This window comes from Psychromarinibacter sp. S121 (assembly GCF_049801035.1).
In the GTDB taxonomy this organism is placed as follows: domain Bacteria; phylum Pseudomonadota; class Alphaproteobacteria; order Rhodobacterales; family Rhodobacteraceae; genus Psychromarinibacter.
Genome location: NZ_JBNAGE010000003.1, coordinates 467,332 through 481,044, shown reverse-complemented (window position 1 = coordinate 481,044; position 13,713 = coordinate 467,332). Strand labels below are relative to the sequence as shown.

Below are 13,713 nucleotides of genomic sequence, written 5' to 3'. Positions count from 1 at the left end.
CCTTCAAAAGGCACGCGCGCCGGTGGCGTCGAAGTAATAGGGGTTCTCGGGGCGGATCTTCAGGGTCTCGCCCGCCTTCAGTTCGGTATGGGCGTCAGTGACCGTCACCACGTCGTGATTGCGGAACCGCAGGTGCAGCCGCGTCTGGTCGCCAAGATGCTCGACCCGCACGACCTCGCTGTCGTGGCCCTCGCCCTGCCGGATCTGCTCTGGCCTCAGCCCGATCCACTTGGTGCCCGGAGGCGCGGCGCCGAAAATGTCGGCGGGCAGGATGTTGATGCGCGGCAGCCCCAGCCGACCGGCGGCGTAGATACTGACCGGCGTCTCGTAGACCTCGCGCGGGGTGCCGAACTGGATCAGGCGCCCCTGCTCCAACACGCCGACGTGAGTTGCCATGGTCATCGCCTCGATCTGGTCGTGGGTGACATAAAGGAAGGTCGCACGCGACTCGGACTGGATCGACTTCAACTCGACCCGCAGATCGGCGCGCAGCTTGGCGTCAAGCGAGCTGAGTGGTTCATCCATCAGGAACACCGCCGGGTCGCGCACCAATGCGCGGCCGATCGAAACCCGTTGCATCTCGCCGCCAGAAAGCGCCGTCGCCTTGTTGTCCAGCTTGTGCGAGATCTGAAGCATCTCGGCGACGCGACCGACCTTGCGGGTGATTTCGTCCGCTGGCGTGTTCAGCAGCGGTGATTTCAGCGGGAAGGCAAGATTGTCGCGGACCGTCATGTGCGGGTACAGCGAGTATTGCTGGAACACCATCGCCACGTTGCGCTGCGCCGGGGTCAGATCGGTAACATCGCGCCCGCCGATGGAAACCTCACCGCCATCGGGCACATCGAGGCCAGAGATCAGGCGCAGCGTCGTGGTCTTGCCCGCACCCGTCGGGCCGAGAAGCACGACGAAAGCGCCATCCGGCACGGTCATCGACACATCGTCCAGCGCCAGTGTCGCGCCGAAGCGTTTGGTGATGTTGCGCAGGGTGACTTCAGCCATGAGCCAGCACTCCTTCGTTTCCGGCGGACCTAAGAGCGCGGGTCGTTTCGGCATCGAACAGCGTGATCTTGCGGGCGTCGAAGCGCAGGCCGGTCGTCTCGCCCTCGGTCACGCGCTGGTGCGAGGGGATGCGGGCCTTCACCTCGCCATGGTCGGTGCGCAGCGTGACGATCTGCGTGGTGCCAAGGTATTCGGTCGCCACCACCTTGGCGCGCAGCCCGGCGTCGGTTTCCAGATGCACATGCTCGGGCCGGACGCCCAGCGCGATGCGGCCCGTCGCGCCCTCGCGCGTGGTGGGCACGGCGAAGCTGGTGCCGTCCAGCACCTGCGTCTCGGTCCCCTGCTCGACCGTGCCGTCAAAGTGCAGCACGTTCATCGGCGGCGAACCAAGAAAGCCCGCCACGAACAGTGTCGCGGGCCAGTCGTACAGATCCTGCGGCACGCCGAACTGCTCGACGACGCCGTGGTTCATCACGACGATCTTGTCGCCCATCTGCATCGCCTCAAGCTGGTCGTGGGTCACGTAAACGGTGGTCGCGCCCATCCGGTCGTGCAGCGCGCGCAGTTCCTCGGCCATGTGCTCGCGGAACTCGGCATCCAGCGCGCCAAGCGGTTCATCCATGAAGAACGCTTTCGGTTCGCGTACGATGGCGCGGCCCAGCGCGACTCGCTGGCGGTCACCACCGGACAGCCCGCCGACCGGCTTGTCGAGAATGTCGGAGATCCCCAGCAGGCGCGCGATCTCTTCGACTTTCTCGCGGGTCTTCGCCCGCGACAGGCCCTGACTGCGCAGCGGATAGCCGATGTTGGCGCGGACGTTCATGTGCGGGTACAGCGCGAACATCTGGAACACGAAGGCAATGTCGCGCTGGCTGGCGCGGCGGCCGCCGACTTCTTCGCCGTCGATGTAGATCTCGCCGCTGGTGGGCAGTTCCAGCCCCGCCATCATGCGCAGCGTCGTGGTCTTGCCACAGCCCGAGGGGCCCAGCAGCATGAAGAACTCGCCGTCCTCGATGGTGAAGGTAGAGGCCTGAACCGCCGTGAAGGCGCCGAAGGCCTTGCGAAGGCTTTCTATCCGGATCTGGGCCATGGCTTACTCCGGGAAGTGGCTGACGATCAGGAACATCACGGTTCCGGTCAGGGTGACGATGAAGGAATAGGTGAAGGCGACCATCACGAAGGGCTGCATCATCATGACGACGCCCAGTCCGATCAGGATCGAGGCCGCCATTTCCCACGGGCCTCGCCGGAATAAGCGCGGCGCGGGGCGGTCGGCGGGGGTCGTTTCGGGATCGAGGGAAGGCAGGCTCATTTGCGGACCGCTCCGAATGTGATGCCCCGCAGCAGGTGCTTGCGCAGCAGGATGGTGAAGACGACGACCGGCAGCAGGAAGATCGTGGCGCCGGCGGCGACCGCGGGCCAGTCCTGCCCGCCGACGCCGATGATTGTCGGGATGAAGGGCGGCGCGGTCTGGGCCGTGCCAGAGGTCAGCAGCACCGCGAAGGCGTATTCGTTCCAAGCGAAGATCAGGCAGAAGATCGCGGTGGACGCGATGCCGGTCGCGGCCTGCGGCAGCACGACCTTGTAGAAGGCCTGAAACCGCGTGTAGCCGTCGATCAGCGCGGCCTCTTCGTACTCGCGCGGGATCTCGTCGATGAAGCCCTTCAGCAGCCACACCGCCAGCGAAAGGTTCACCGCGGTGTACAGCATGATCATGCCAGCGTGGGTGTCGCTAAGGCCCAGCGCCCGGAACATCAGGAAGATCGGGATCGCGACGGCGATGGGCGGCATCATCCGGGTCGACAGGATGAAGAACATCAGGTCGTCCTTCAGCGGGATGCGGAAGCGCGAGAAGGCGTAGGCCGCGAGCGTGCCGAGAAAGACCGACAGGAAGGTCGAGACGAAGCCGATGATCACCGAGTTCATGAACCGACCGCCGAACCGCGAGGGACCTGCGATCACCATGTCGTACTTGCGCACGATCTCTTCGTACCAGGTCTGCGGCGGGTTCGCGGCGAGGAACTCGGCGGTTTGCCGGGTCCGGGTGGTGAACAGGTTGACGTAGCCTTCCAGCGTCGGCTCGAAGAAGATCTTCGGCGGATAGGCGATGGCGTCGGACGGCGATTTGAAGCCGGTGGCGATGATCCACAGAAGCGGCAACAGCGTGATGACCGCGTATCCCACGACCAGCGTTCCGGCGACCCACTTCTGCGTGCGGGAGGCTGCGATGACGGAAAAATCGCTCATCTCTCTTTCACCTTGTTCAGCGCTTTCACGTAGATCGAGGCCAGCCCGAACACCGTGACGAAAAGGATGATCGCGTAGGCAGAGGCATAGCCCGTTCGCCACTTCTCGAACGCCTCGCGCTTGAGGTTGATGGACGTAAGCTCGGTGGTCGAGCCCGGCCCGCCGCCAGTCAACTGGACCACGAGGTCGAACATCTTGAAGTTCTCGATGCCCCGGAACAGCACCGCCAGCATCAGGAAGGGCAGCACCATCGGCACGGTGATCGTCCAGAACTGCCGCCACGGGGACGCGCGGTCGCATTCCGCCGCCTCGTAGATCGAGGTCGGGATCGACCTGAGACCGGCAAGGCAGATCAGCATCACGAAGGGCGTCCACATCCACGTGTCGACGATCACGATGGCCCAGGGCGCAAGCGAGACCTCACCGATCATGGAAAAGCTGGACGGATCCACGCCCGAGAAGAAGCTGACCACATAGTTGAACAGGCCGATCTGGGGTTGGTACAGGAAGGTCCAAAAGTTCCCTACCACCGCCGGCGACAGCATCATCGGCAGCACGATGATCGTGGTCCAGAAGTTGTCGCCGCGGAATTTCTTGTTGATCAGCCACGCCAGCGCGAAGCCGATCAGCACCTGCAGCACGATGGTCCAGATCAGGAAATGCGCGGTGGCCTGCATCGTCTGCCAGATATCCTCGTCGGTGAGGATGCGCTGGTAGTTGCGAAGCCCGACCCATTCGACCTCGGCGTTCGGGCGGTTCACGCGGTAGTTGGTGAAGCTCAGCCGGATCGTCCAGATCAGCGGGAAGATATTGACCGCGAGCAGCAGGAAGATCGTCGGGGCGACGAAGATCCACGCAATGGCCCGGTCCGATAACCCCCGCACCCTGCGGGCGAGTTTAGGGGGCGTGGCCGCGGCGGCACGCTCGATTGCACTGTTGGACATGATGCCTCGCCAGGGAAGTTTTTGGTGTGCACGGAGCGGCTGGGAGTGCTGGCCGCTCCGCGCGGGGTCGCGGGGGCGCCGGGTGCTGGCCCGGCGCGCGCCCGCCTCAGATCTTGCCGTCGTCCTCGAAGACTTCGGTCCAGTCCTCGACCAGCCCGTCTAGCGCTTCCTGCGCGGTGCCGTTGCCGGCGATCACGAAGTCATGCACCCGGTCCTGCATCGCCAGCAAAAGCGAGGCGTAGGACGGTTCGGCCCAGAAGTCCTTTACGATGGCCATCGAGTCGAGGAAGGTCTGCGCATAGGGCTGGCTGGTCGCGAAGTCCGGGTCCTCGACCACGGCTTTCAGCGCCGAGTAGCCGCCAAGCTCCCACCATTTCGCCTGAATTTCAGGCTGTGCGAACCACTTGATGTACTCCAGCGCCGCATCCTGGCTGTCGGAGTAGGACACGACAGAAATCCCCTGCCCGCCCAGCTGAGCGTAGTGACCACCCGGGCCCGCGGGGTTCGGGAAGTAACCCGACTTGCCGCCGCCGACGTTCGGGTCGGCCTCGACGCCGGGCCAGATGAAGGCGAAATTCATCTGCAGCGCCACCTGCCCCGATTTGTAGGCATCGATGTTCTCGGACATGTACCAGTCCGACGAACCCGGCGGGGTGCAGCAGTCGTAGAGCTCTTTGTAGAACTCCAGCCCCTCGGCCACCTCGGGCGCGTTGACCACGCCGTCCAGCTTATAGGGCTCGTCGGCGGTGCCGTAGGTCAGGCCATAGTTGTACAGCGCGTTGGTGACGCCCATGGTGATGCCTTCGGATCCGCGCTCGGTGTAGATCGCGGCGCCGTAGACGGTCTTGCCGTCGATCTCGCGGCCTTGGAAGAATTCCGCGATGTCCTTCAGCTCGGCCAGCGTTTCCGGCACGCCAAGCTCGCGGCCGTATTTCTCGCTGAACTCGGCCTGAAGCTCTGGCATCTCGAACCAGTCCTTGCGGTAGGTCCAGCCGACCACGTCACCGAAGGCCGGCAGCGCCCAGTAGTTCGGGGTGCCTTTCGGCCATTCGGAATATCCCGCCACGGTGGCCGGGATGAAGTCGTCCATCGTGATCCCTTCGGCCTCGAAGAAATCGTTCAGCTTGATGTAGTGGCCGCTTTCGGCGGAACCGCCGATCCACTGGCTGTCGCCGATCATCAGGTCGCACAGCTGGCCGCCCGAGTTCAGCTCGTTCAGCATGCGGTCGGCGAAGTTGGGCCACGGCACGAATTCGAACGACATCGTGTGGCCCGACTTCGCTTCGAAGTCCTTGGACAGTTCGATCAGGGCGTTGGCCGGATCCCATGCCGCCCAACACAGCGTCAGGTCGTCGGCGCTGGCCGTCTGGGCTCCGGCGAAAAGCGCCCCGGCCGCCGCGGACATCAATGCAATGCGCGTCTTCATCTGAATCTCCTCCCCATGTTCGGTCGCTGCCTCCCTGCTGCGACTCGCTTGGTGAAACAAAGCTAACTGAGGTACGTGCCTCAGAGCAATTATTTTCTGAGGTACGTGCCTCAAATAGTTTGCATTCCGGCCGAAAACTTCCGATTAAGAAGGCTGAGACCGCCAGAAAATCGCCGGGTACGGAGATAAAATGCGCCCTACTACCAAAGACTTGGCCAAAGCCGCAGGCGTCAGCCTTGCCACGGTCGACCGGGTCTTGAACCGCCGCCCCGGCGTGCGGAAGGAAACCGTAGAGGCCGTCACCGCCGCGATTGAAGAGATTGGCTTCGAGCGGAATATCTCTGCCGCGAACCTTGCCCGAAGCCGTCGCTACCGCTTCGAATTCCTGCTTCCGACGGCGGGCGACCAGTTCCTTGAGACGCTTGTGTCACGTATCGAAGAGGCGCGCGCCGCCTTTGCCGCCGAGCATACCGAGGTGGGCTTTCGCCGCATCCTCAGCGACGATCCGCACCAGATCGCGGCGCACCTTGCCCGGCTTGGACCGGAAGACACCGACGGCATCGCCATCATGGCCCCCGAAGCGCCGCAGGTCCGCGACGCCACGCATCGCCTGTTCGAACGCGGCGTGAAGGTGGTGCAGTTCGTGGCCGGTCAGCTTGGCGGGCCTGAAGTGGATTTCGTGGGGGTCGACAACAACGCGGCGGGCGCCACCGCCGGGCGGCTGATGGGCAAATTCTGCGGCGGCCGGACCGGACGCATCCTTGTCATCGCCGACACGATGAATGCCCGCGATAACGTCGAGCGGCGGCAAGGGTTCGACCGCATCCTGACCGCCGACTTCCCGGACCTGTCGGCGCTGCCTTCCGTCGAAACACATGGCGAACCCGCAAGAACACGCCGGATCGTGGGCAACCTGTTCGAGAATTTCCGCGATATCGCAGGTGTTTATGTCTTAAGTTCCGAGACCCGCGTCGCGCTGGAGGCGGTGGCCGCGGCGACCGACCTACGCCAAACGCAGGTGATCGCGCACGAACGGACGGCGTTCAACGTGAACAAGCTGCGCAGCGGCGAGCTGGACGCGGTGATCGCCCAGAACCCCGGCCACCTTGTCCGCAGCGCGATCCGGGTGCTTCGCGCGCGGTGCGACGGGCGCGAGCCCATAGCCTCGCAGGAAGAAATCCGGATCGAGATCCTGATCCGCGAGAATCTCGGGCAGGCCGCCGACCGGGCCTAGCCGACGATTAGCTGCTTCAGTTGCAACGCCTCGTATTCCAGCGCGGTCAGGCGATAGTTCACCACGTCCCCGATCGAGATCATCGCGATCATCTGCCCGGCCTCGACCACCGGCAGGTGGCGGAACCGGCCGTCGGTCATCTTGCGCAGCACCTGCACCAGCGAATCCTGTGGGCTGGCCGTCTGCACCGTGGTCGACATCAGATCGGACACCGGCTGCGCCATGGTGCTGTCGGGCGCATCCGCAAGCCGCCTCACGATGTCGCGCTCAGACAGGATGCCAACAAGCTCGCCTTGCGGGCTTTTGACCGGCAGGGCGCCGATCCGATGGTCGCGCAGCTTCTCCACGGCGGTCGCCACCGTATCGTCGGGCGCGATCCAGAACAGCCCCTCTCCCTTCCCGGCCAGCACGTCGGCGACCGTCGCCTGTGCGGCGGACAGGTTCGTCTGTAGCGACTGGCTGGTGGTTTTCTCCGGCGTGTCCAGATCGCGGGTCTTCGGCGTGTACGAGGCAGGCATGGCGTTCTCTCCCTTGGGTAGGTACAGGGTATTGCAAAACGCGGCTGCGTAAATGTTTTCCGACAGGAAGGGCAAAACTTGACCGATCTCGCGCTTACACCGGCCCTGGCGACGGCACTGTTCGTGGTCGCCTGTCTTGCCGGTTATCGCTATCGGCGGGTTTGGAAGGCCGAAGGGCCGCGCAGCCAGTTGTGGCTGTTCGGCCTGATCGCGGCGATCTCTTTGCTGGTTTTGGGATTCCTGCCGATCACCGGCGTCTGAGGCTCAGCCCGCCCGCTGTTCGGCCTGATCCAGCATCTTGCGCGCGCGGGGGCATTCCATCCGCTCGCGCAGCGGGCTGTCCGGGTCGATTTCCCGCTTGCAGACCAGACACTTGTCAGCGCCCTCGACGGCGTTCAGCCCGCCACAGCTGCCCTTGATCGTGCGGCCGTTCAGGATGACGCCAAGCGCCATCCCGCCCATCACCAGCATCAGCAGTCCGAAAGCAAGAATGAAGGTCGTCATCGGGATACCCCGTGTCCGGTTTCAGCGTCGCGTCAGGCGGTCAGGTCTGCGAACCGGTCCGACGCCGTGGCTTTGAAGCCAGACTTGTCGCCCGCGCCGTCGCGGTCAATGAACAGCACCGCCATGTCACGATCATTTGCGATCTCAAGACCGCGTTCGCGGCCAAGAACCAGCAGCGCGGTCGCCCAGGCGTCGGCCAGCATCGCGTTGTCCGTCAACACGGTGACCGAGGCGGTGTCATGCGTCACCGGGCGGCCGGTCGTCGCGTCGATGATGTGCGAATAGCGCTTGCCATCGTAGTCGAAGAAATTGCGGTAGTCGCCCGAGGTCGCCATGCCCATGCCGGACACGCCCACGACCTGCATGATGCCACGGTCGAAGCTTTGCGGCGTCTCGATCCCGATCTGCCAGGGCTGACCATCCGGGTTGCGGCCCGCGGTGTACAGGTCGCCGCCGATTTCCACCATGTAGTCGGTGATGCCGAAACCGTTCAGCGCCTGTGCGACGTGGTCCACGCCGAAACCCTTGCCGATCGACGACAGGTAGATCTCGGCGTCCGAGTTCAGCTTGCGCAGCGCTCCGCCCGCGATCTCGACCGATTGCGCCTGACCGCAACAGGCCATCGCCTGCGCGACTTCGGCGTCGGTCGGCATATCGGTACGGGTCTGGCGTGCGCCGAATCCCCAAAGGTCGATCAGGGCGCCGACAGTGACGTCGAACCGGCCCTCGCTGGCGTCGTGGACATCGGCGGCGGCCTGCATCACGTGGGCCAGTTCCGGAGAGACCGAAACGCTATCGCCGGCCTTCGCCGCGTTGAACGCCGAGATCTCGGACGTGGCGTCCCAGTTCGACATCTGCGTGTTGACCCGCGCCAGCGCGGCATCCACCGCCGCCTGAAGCTCGGCCTTGGTGACGTCGCGGCTGTGGTCGACGGCGACGATGTTATAGCCCGTCCCCATCGTCAGCCCGCTCAGTTCGAGCACGTTCCAGCCCTTCCGGCACGCCGCCAGCGCAAGGGGCATGACCATGAAGCTACGGCGAGAAAGGAGAAGAGGGTTCGACACGGGCCTACTCCGCTTGGCTGCGATCGTTCTATCAGGTTCCGCTCGCTTCTGCGGCAGAACGGCACGATGATCAACATGGATTTCAAGAAGTGCGTCCAAGCGCCTTCCAAACCTCGTCTTGGTATCGCATAAGGCAGCCGGAAAATCGACAGGACAGAAGACGTGCAGCAACACAGGTTGAGTAAGGGTCTGGACATGCCGGTGCTGGGGGCACCCGGCGACACGATCGAAGACGGCGCGCAGATTCGCACCGTGGCCATTCTCGGGGCCGACTATATCGGCCTGAAGCCAAGGATCTCGGTTCAGGAAGGCGACGTCATCGCCGCCGGGGCCCCGATCCTCGCGCACAAGGACACGCCGGAGGTTCAGGTGACCGCGCCCGTCTCGGGACGTGTCCGGGCGATCAACCGCGGCGCCCGCCGCGCGCTGGTCAGCATCGAGATCGAAGTGGACGCCACGGCAGCCGAACCGGTCGACTTTTCCGGCACCGGCGACTCGACCAGCCGCGGGGGCCTTGCCGAGAAACTGTGTGCCGCCGGTCTTTGGACCTCGTTCCGCACGCGCCCCTACTCCAAGGTGCCCGCGCCTGACGCCACCCCCGCCGCGATCTACGTCACCGCGATGGACAGCGAGCCGCTGTCGGCGGATGCCGCGCTGATCATCGGAGAGGACCCTGCGGCTTTCGCGGACGGGCTTGCCGCCGTGGCAAAGCTGACCGACGGGACCACCTACCTGTGCCACGAAATCGGTGCCGACATCCCCGGCGCTGACGTCGAAGGCGTTGTTGCCGCAGGCTTTTCCGGCCCGCACCCGGCTGGCCTTGCCGGCACCCACATGCATTTCCTCGAACCGCCCTCGGCGACCAAGACGGTCTGGACCATCGGCTATCATGACGTGATCTCGATCGGTCGGCTGCTGCAAACCGGCCGGCTGGACAGCCGCCGCACGGTCGCCCTGACCGGTCCGCTTTGCCGCCGACCGCGTCTGGTGCGCACGGTCGCAGGCGCGTCGATGACCGACCTTTGTGCCGAGGATCTGGCGACCGACACCCCGGTGCGCATCATCTCGGGCTCGATCCTCAGCGGCCGTGGCGGCGAGGGTCCGACCGCTTACCTTGGCCGCTACGCCCGGCAGGTCACGCTGATCGAAGAGGATCACAAGCAGATCCCGATGGGCTGGATTCGTCCGATGCCGTCGAAATACGCTGTGCAACCGGTGCTTGGTTCGGCGCTGAGCCGGAAGCTTTACGCGCTGACCTCGAACCTCAACGGCGGCCGCCGCGCCATGGTGCCGATCGGCACGTTCGAGCGGCTGATGCCGCAGGATTTTCTGCCGACCCAGCTTCTGCGCTCGCTTCTCGTGATGGACACCGACACGGCACAGGCGCTTGGCGCGCTTGAGCTGGACGAGGAAGACGTCGCGCTGTGCGGATTCGCCTGCCCCGCCAAGTACGAATATGGCATCGCCCTGCGCGACAGCCTCACCAAGATCGAGAAGGAGGGGTAAGGCCGATGGGTCTCCGCGCATTCTTCGACCGAATCGAGCCTCAGTTCACCAAGGGCGGCAAGTACGAGAAGTACTTCCCCGTCTACGAGATGATCGAGAGCTTCATCTATACGCCCAAGACGGTGACCTCCGTGGCGCCCCATGCCCGGTCGTACATCGATATGAAGCGGATCATGACCTACGTGGTGCTTGCCACGGTGCCATGCATCCTTTTCGGTCTGTACAACACCGGCCTTCAGACCAACCTCGCGATTGCGGAATACGGTCCCTCGGGCTGGCGCGCCGCGATCATCGACGCGGTGGGGATCGGGTTCAATCCGGCCAACCCGATCGCCAACATGCTGCACGGTCTGCTGTATTTCCTGCCGATCTACATCGTGACGCTGGTCGCCGGCGGCATTTTCGAGGTGATCTTCGCCGTCGTCCGCAAGCACGAGGTGAACGAGGGTTTCCTTGTCACCTCGATGCTCTACACCCTGATCCTGCCCGCCTCGACGCCCCTGTGGCAGGTGGCGCTGGGGATCATCTTCGGTGTGGTGATCGGCAAGGAAGTCTTCGGCGGCACCGGCAAGAATTTCCTGAACCCCGCGCTGGTGGGCCGGGCGTTCCTGTACTTCGCCTACCCCGCCTATATGTCGGGTGACACCGTGTGGACCCCGGTCGACGGCTTCTCGGGCGCCACCGCGCTCGCCATCGGCGCCTCGGATGGCTATGCCACCCTGCCCGAGCATGGCATCACGTGGATGGACGCCTTCATCGGCACCATTCAGGGCTGCCTTGGCGAGACCTCGACCATCGCCTGCCTGATCGGGCTTGCGTTCCTGCTGGCCACGAAGATCGCCAACTGGCGGCTGATCGTCGGCTGTCTCGGCGGGATGATCGCTTTCTCGAGCCTGCTGAACTGGATCGGGTCCGAAACGAACCCGATGTTCGCGATGCCGTGGTACTGGCACCTTGTCATCGGCGGCTATGCCTTCGGCCTTGTCTTCATGGTGACCGAGCCGGTTTCCGCCTCTCACACCAACATGGGCCGCTATATCTATGGCGCGCTGATCGGCTTCATGGTCGTGATGATCCGGGTCATCAACCCGGCCTTCCCCGAGGGCATGATGCTTGCGATCCTGTTCGGCAATGTCTTTGCGCCGCTGATCGACTACTTCGTCGTTCAGGCCAACATCAAACGGAGGGCAAAGCGCAATGCCTGACGCTCAGCAGCAGAAGGGCCCGATCCGCCGCTTTCTGGATCTGCCGCCCGACTCCGTCTCCAAAACCGTTGTCGTCGCCGTGGGGCTGTGCCTTGTCGCGTCCATGGTCGTCTCTGCCGCCGCCGTGGCCCTGCGCCCGGTGCAAGAGGCGAACCAGCTTAACGACAAGCGGGTGAACATCCTTCAGGTCGCGGGCGTCTATGACGAGACGGTCCCGGTGAACGAGGCTTTTGCGGATTTCGAACCGCACGTGCTGGACCTGTCCACGGGCGAATTCTCGGACCAGTTCGAGATCGACACCTTCGACCAGTTGGCCGCCAGCGACGACCCCGCAATCATCCGCGCGCTGGACGAGGATCCGGCGGGTCTTGGCGGGACGATGCAGGCCTACCGCATGATCTACTTCCTGCGGGACGAGGCCGGTGCGATCGACAAGGTCGTGCTTCCGATCGAAGGCTACGGCCTGTGGTCGACGCTGTACGGGTTCATCGCGCTGGAAGAGAACGGCAACGACATCTACGGCCTGCAGTTCTACCAGCACGGCGAGACCCCCGGCCTAGGCGCCGAGGTCGACAACCCCCGCTGGAAGGCCCTGTGGAACGGCAAGAAGCTGTTCACCGACGATGGCACCCTGGCGATCACCGTCGCCAAGTCCCCGCCCCCGCAGGGGCAGGAATACTACGTTGACGCACTCGCCGGGGCGACGCTGACGTCGCGCGGCGTGGACAACCTGGTGCGTTTCTGGATGGGCGAGGCCGGCTACGGCACCTTCCTGGAACGCCTGCAGGCAGGAGAGATCGACTGATGGCACAGACCTACCGTTCGCAACTGGTCGATCCGCTGATCGACAACAACCCGATCACCCTGCAGGTGCTGGGGATCTGTTCGGCGCTGGCCGTGACCTCGTCGATGCAGGTGGCGCTGGTGATGTCGATCGCGGTGACGCTGGTTACCGGCTTCAGCTCGATGTTCATCTCGATGCTGCGCAACCAGATCCCGAACTCGATCCGGATCATCGTGCAGATGGTCGTGATCGCATCGCTGGTGATCCTGGTGGACCAGATCCTGAAAGCCTACGCCTACGAGATTTCGAAGACCCTGTCGGTCTTCGTCGGCCTGATCATCACCAACTGCATCGTCATGGGCCGCGCCGAGGCCTTCGCGATGAAGAACCCCCCGGTGGCAAGCTTCATCGACGGGGTTGGCAACGGTCTGGGCTATGGCCTGCTGCTGATGGTCGTGTCGGTGTTCCGTGAACTGTTCGGCTCGGGCTCGCTGTTCGGCATCACCATCCTGCCCACCGTGAACAACGGCGGCTGGTACGTCCCGAACGGCATGCTGCTGCTGCCGCCCTCGGCCTTCTTCGTGATCGGCCTGCTGATCTGGGCCGTCCGCACGTGGAAGCCGGGACAGGTCGAAGAGCGCGAGTACAAGATCCAGACGGTGGAGGCGCACTGATGGAAGGTCTCGTCTCTCTCGCGGTCAAGGCGGTCTTCGTCGAGAACCTCGCCCTGTCCTTCTTCCTTGGCATGTGTACCTTCCTTGCCGTGTCGAAGAAGATCTCGACCGCCATGGGCCTTGGTATCTCGGTCATGGTCGTTCAGGCGATCACCGTTCCGGCCAACAACCTGCTGCTGACCAAGCTTCTGGCGCCGGGCGCGCTGGCTTGGGCGGGCTTTCCGGACGTGGACCTGACCTTCCTTGGTCTGATCTCGTACATCGGGGTCATCGCAGCGCTGGTGCAGATCCTCGAGATGATCCTCGATAAGTACTTCCCGCCGCTCTACAACGCGCTGGGCGTGTACCTGCCGCTGATCACCGTGAACTGCGCGATCCTCGGCGGTTCGCTGTTCATGGTGGAACGCAGCTACGACTTCGCCGAAGCCGCGACCTACGGCATCTCGTCGGGCTTCGGCTGGGCGCTGGCGATCACCGCGATGGCCGGTGTGCGCGAGAAGCTGAAGTACTCGGACATTCCCGATGGCCTGCAGGGCCTGGGCATCACCTTCATCACCGCGGGACTGATGGCGATGGCCTTCATGTCCTTCAGCGGCGTCAAACTGTAA

16 protein-coding genes are annotated in these 13,713 nt (G+C 64.1%); 7 read left to right on the top strand and 9 right to left on the bottom strand.

The window, feature by feature from the left end; translation table 11 throughout:
• Positions 1 to 3: 3 nt before the first annotated feature.
• From ACP156_RS16085 to ACP156_RS16060, 6 genes are all read right to left on the bottom strand, one after another.
• On the bottom strand, positions 4 to 999 hold the full coding sequence (locus ACP156_RS16085) for an ABC transporter ATP-binding protein (protein WP_425052371.1): 996 nt from the start codon (positions 997 to 999) through the stop codon (positions 4 to 6).
• Positions 992 to 2,089, bottom strand: coding sequence for an ABC transporter ATP-binding protein (locus ACP156_RS16080; RefSeq protein WP_425052370.1), 1,098 nt, complete (start codon positions 2,087 to 2,089; stop codon positions 992 to 994). The genes ACP156_RS16085 and ACP156_RS16080 overlap by 8 nt, the downstream gene beginning before the upstream one ends.
• Before the next feature lie 3 nt (positions 2,090 to 2,092).
• The gene (locus ACP156_RS16075; RefSeq protein WP_425052369.1) at positions 2,093 to 2,311 is read right to left on the bottom strand and encodes a hypothetical protein; all 219 of its coding nucleotides are present in this window, start codon (positions 2,309 to 2,311) and stop codon (positions 2,093 to 2,095) included.
• Entirely contained in the window at positions 2,308 to 3,246 is a 939-nt protein-coding gene (locus tag ACP156_RS16070) for a carbohydrate ABC transporter permease (RefSeq protein WP_425052368.1), read from the bottom strand. The genes ACP156_RS16075 and ACP156_RS16070 overlap by 4 nt, the downstream gene beginning before the upstream one ends.
• Positions 3,243 to 4,190, bottom strand: a complete 948-nt coding sequence (locus ACP156_RS16065) for a carbohydrate ABC transporter permease (protein WP_425052367.1) — start codon at positions 4,188 to 4,190, stop codon at positions 3,243 to 3,245. Before ACP156_RS16065 ends, ACP156_RS16070 begins: the two co-directional genes overlap by 4 nt.
• Before the next feature lie 106 nt (positions 4,191 to 4,296).
• Positions 4,297 to 5,616 (bottom strand): ABC transporter substrate-binding protein, encoded by a 1,320-nt coding sequence (locus tag ACP156_RS16060; RefSeq protein WP_425052366.1) that lies wholly within the window; start codon positions 5,614 to 5,616, stop codon positions 4,297 to 4,299.
• Positions 5,617 to 5,806: 190 nt separating this feature from the next.
• Here ACP156_RS16060 and ACP156_RS16055 point away from each other — a divergent pair, with 190 nt between their 5' ends.
• Complete coding sequence (locus tag ACP156_RS16055) at positions 5,807 to 6,850, top strand: LacI family DNA-binding transcriptional regulator (RefSeq protein WP_425052365.1); 1,044 nt, start codon at positions 5,807 to 5,809, stop codon at positions 6,848 to 6,850.
• Here the strand turns inward: ACP156_RS16055 and ACP156_RS16050 are convergent.
• Positions 6,847 to 7,368 (bottom strand): CBS domain-containing protein, encoded by a 522-nt coding sequence (locus ACP156_RS16050; protein ID WP_425052364.1) that lies wholly within the window; start codon positions 7,366 to 7,368, stop codon positions 6,847 to 6,849. The two genes, ACP156_RS16055 and ACP156_RS16050, sit on opposite strands and share 4 nt — an antisense overlap.
• A 78-nt stretch (positions 7,369 to 7,446) precedes the next feature.
• On the opposite strand from ACP156_RS16050, the gene ACP156_RS16045 reads away from it, so the two are divergent.
• Positions 7,447 to 7,629 (top strand): hypothetical protein, encoded by a 183-nt coding sequence (locus ACP156_RS16045; RefSeq protein WP_425052363.1) that lies wholly within the window; start codon positions 7,447 to 7,449, stop codon positions 7,627 to 7,629.
• A gap of 3 nt (positions 7,630 to 7,632) precedes the next feature.
• Here the strand turns inward: ACP156_RS16045 and nqrM are convergent, their stop codons facing one another.
• On the bottom strand, positions 7,633 to 7,872 hold the full coding sequence (gene nqrM, locus ACP156_RS16040) for a (Na+)-NQR maturation NqrM (protein WP_425052362.1): 240 nt from the start codon (positions 7,870 to 7,872) through the stop codon (positions 7,633 to 7,635).
• Positions 7,873 to 7,904: 32 nt separating this feature from the next.
• Positions 7,905 to 8,894, bottom strand: coding sequence for an FAD:protein FMN transferase (locus tag ACP156_RS16035; protein WP_425052850.1), 990 nt, complete (start codon positions 8,892 to 8,894; stop codon positions 7,905 to 7,907).
• A 204-nt stretch (positions 8,895 to 9,098) separates the two neighbouring features.
• Between ACP156_RS16035 and ACP156_RS16030 the strand changes: the two genes are divergently transcribed.
• The 5 genes from ACP156_RS16030 to nqrE are packed head-to-tail and all read left to right on the top strand — an operon-like array spanning position 9,099 to position 13,713.
• Positions 9,099 to 10,442, top strand: a complete 1,344-nt coding sequence (locus tag ACP156_RS16030; RefSeq protein WP_425052361.1) for a Na(+)-translocating NADH-quinone reductase subunit A — start codon at positions 9,099 to 9,101, stop codon at positions 10,440 to 10,442.
• A gap of 5 nt (positions 10,443 to 10,447) precedes the next feature.
• Positions 10,448 to 11,647 (top strand): NADH:ubiquinone reductase (Na(+)-transporting) subunit B, encoded by a 1,200-nt coding sequence (locus tag ACP156_RS16025; RefSeq protein ID WP_425052360.1) that lies wholly within the window; start codon positions 10,448 to 10,450, stop codon positions 11,645 to 11,647.
• Positions 11,640 to 12,452: a Na(+)-translocating NADH-quinone reductase subunit C gene (locus ACP156_RS16020; RefSeq protein WP_425052359.1), complete on the top strand. Its 813-nt coding sequence runs from the start codon at positions 11,640 to 11,642 to the stop codon at positions 12,450 to 12,452. The genes ACP156_RS16025 and ACP156_RS16020 overlap by 8 nt, the downstream gene beginning before the upstream one ends.
• The gene (locus ACP156_RS16015; protein WP_425052358.1) at positions 12,452 to 13,105 is read left to right on the top strand and encodes an NADH:ubiquinone reductase (Na(+)-transporting) subunit D; all 654 of its coding nucleotides are present in this window, start codon (positions 12,452 to 12,454) and stop codon (positions 13,103 to 13,105) included. The genes ACP156_RS16020 and ACP156_RS16015 overlap by 1 nt, the downstream gene beginning before the upstream one ends.
• A complete protein-coding gene (gene nqrE, locus ACP156_RS16010) occupies positions 13,105 to 13,713 on the top strand; it encodes an NADH:ubiquinone reductase (Na(+)-transporting) subunit E (protein WP_425052357.1) in 609 nt (202 codons plus the stop codon). Before ACP156_RS16015 ends, nqrE begins: the two co-directional genes overlap by 1 nt.

Coding starts and splice junctions, on each gene's coding strand:
- ACP156_RS16085 (WP_425052371.1), bottom strand. CDS start 999: ATGGCTGAAGTCACCCTGCGCAACATCACCAAACGCTTCGGCGCGACA.
- ACP156_RS16080 (WP_425052370.1), bottom strand. CDS start 2,089: ATGGCCCAGATCCGGATAGAAAGCCTTCGCAAGGCCTTCGGCGCCTTC.
- ACP156_RS16075 (WP_425052369.1), bottom strand. CDS start 2,311: ATGAGCCTGCCTTCCCTCGATCCCGAAACGACCCCCGCCGACCGCCCC.
- ACP156_RS16070 (WP_425052368.1), bottom strand. CDS start 3,246: ATGAGCGATTTTTCCGTCATCGCAGCCTCCCGCACGCAGAAGTGGGTC.
- ACP156_RS16065 (WP_425052367.1), bottom strand. CDS start 4,190: ATGTCCAACAGTGCAATCGAGCGTGCCGCCGCGGCCACGCCCCCTAAA.
- ACP156_RS16060 (WP_425052366.1), bottom strand. CDS start 5,616: ATGAAGACGCGCATTGCATTGATGTCCGCGGCGGCCGGGGCGCTTTTC.
- ACP156_RS16055 (WP_425052365.1), top strand. CDS start 5,807: ATGCGCCCTACTACCAAAGACTTGGCCAAAGCCGCAGGCGTCAGCCTT.
- ACP156_RS16050 (WP_425052364.1), bottom strand. CDS start 7,368: ATGCCTGCCTCGTACACGCCGAAGACCCGCGATCTGGACACGCCGGAG.
- nqrM (WP_425052362.1), bottom strand. CDS start 7,872: ATGACGACCTTCATTCTTGCTTTCGGACTGCTGATGCTGGTGATGGGC.
- ACP156_RS16035 (WP_425052850.1), bottom strand. CDS start 8,894: ATGCCCCTTGCGCTGGCGGCGTGCCGGAAGGGCTGGAACGTGCTCGAA.
- ACP156_RS16025 (WP_425052360.1), top strand. CDS start 10,448: ATGGGTCTCCGCGCATTCTTCGACCGAATCGAGCCTCAGTTCACCAAG.
- ACP156_RS16020 (WP_425052359.1), top strand. CDS start 11,640: ATGCCTGACGCTCAGCAGCAGAAGGGCCCGATCCGCCGCTTTCTGGAT.
- ACP156_RS16015 (WP_425052358.1), top strand. CDS start 12,452: ATGGCACAGACCTACCGTTCGCAACTGGTCGATCCGCTGATCGACAAC.
- nqrE (WP_425052357.1), top strand. CDS start 13,105: ATGGAAGGTCTCGTCTCTCTCGCGGTCAAGGCGGTCTTCGTCGAGAAC.